Genomic DNA, 1,405 nt, shown 5'->3' with positions numbered 1-1,405 from the left:
GCTCATCAGCCCTATTAGAATCCGTACACCGAATATTGATTCCCGCTGCGCGCATCGGATCGTAGTGGCCGTCGTAGCGACTGTTATCCCAGTCAGCGAGTTGCAACAGCATAGGCGCGGACTTGCCTTCTTTGAGCTCATTCAGCGCAAGATTCAAGTTTCCCCAATAGTCGGTGCTCTCGAGCCCCTGGAACATTCCCGTACGTCCGTCCATAAACGTCACACGCCGCTTGTCATTTTTCCGCCCAGTAGGCAGGCCCTTGCCACCATCGGCTGTTTCAAGCTTCTGCAGAAGCTTCGTGTTGTTTTCAGTAAGCACCTTGACATCGTTAGTGTCACCCAAAGCGCACCGGAAGGTTTTATTCTCAACCGGGGTAAACTGAAAGTCGTGGGGCCACAGTTCGCCGTAGGTTTTGCCTTCCCGGCCCACGGCAACACAGTTTTTGGCAAACTCTTCAAAGGCGTTCTGGAAACCGGCACCCTGTTCAACAGCTTTTTTCTGATTGGCGTTCAAGCCATCGAGGTCAGGTTTTCCGCTGGCTTTGCCTCCACCGGATACGGACGTTTCATCCTTGCCTTTGCTGGCTTTGTCTGGTCCGGCAGGTGCTTCCTCAGGGTCTTCGAGATCAGCAAAACTATCTGAGCGTTCATTGACTTCTTTGAGCGCCTTGGCGTCCTCGGCATCGCCCGGGTCGACAACACCGTCGAAGACCAGTTTGCCGACATTGTCGCCAAACTTCTGCGCATAGCGATACCCCAACGATGTTCCGTAGGACTGACCGACGTAGTTCAGCTTCTTATCACCGACAACAGAACGCAGCATGTCCATATCGCCAACAGCATCCCACGTGCCCAGGTGCTTAATCAGGTCTTTCCGGCCTTCAGCATCAAGACCAAACAGCTTCCCGGTGTTGTCAAAACACGCCTGAGCAGTCTTCTTGATTTCGGCATTGTAGACCTCTTCAGCCTTGTCCCTGCCGTCTTTCAACGGGTTCAAAGCACGCGAAGCATCCCGCTCCTTATCTGACTCGCACTCCGAAAACGGCATAGAATCGCCAACACCACGGGGATCAAAACCCACCATGTCGAAGTTCTCGGCAATCTCGAAATTGGTGTACGCCTGCCCATCGGCGTGACTCAGGCCGGGCTGGCCAGGGCGTCCGGCATTAAACAGGATGGAGCCCTGCGGCTTTTTATTCGGCGTGAACTTTACACTGTCTTTAAGCTGCTCCAGCTTTCCGGCCTTGACACGTTTGACCGCAATTGCGATGTTGCCCTTGGCCGGGTTCTTCGCATCAATCGGCGCAATCATGTAACCGCACTCAGGCGCACGCCCGAGCATGTCAACCATGTCAGCCGAGTCGTCGAAATCGAGGGCTTCACAGTTCTTGGCAGACCAGTCGAT

The 1,405-nt window shown here is 54.2% G+C and carries 1 protein-coding gene; it reads right to left on the bottom strand.

Annotated features, from left to right (window positions below; all coding sequences use genetic code 11):
- On the bottom strand, nt 1–1,405 hold a 1,405-nt coding region (locus HMPREF2757_RS03700), incomplete at both ends, for an alpha/beta fold hydrolase (protein ID WP_176745877.1).

The sequence above is a fragment of the Brevibacterium sp. HMSC063G07 genome, from assembly GCF_001810665.1.
In the GTDB taxonomy this organism is placed as follows: Bacteria; Actinomycetota; Actinomycetes; order Actinomycetales; family Brevibacteriaceae; genus Brevibacterium.
Note: the sequence above shows the minus strand (reverse complement) of the source record. Positions and strands in the feature narration are given on the sequence as shown.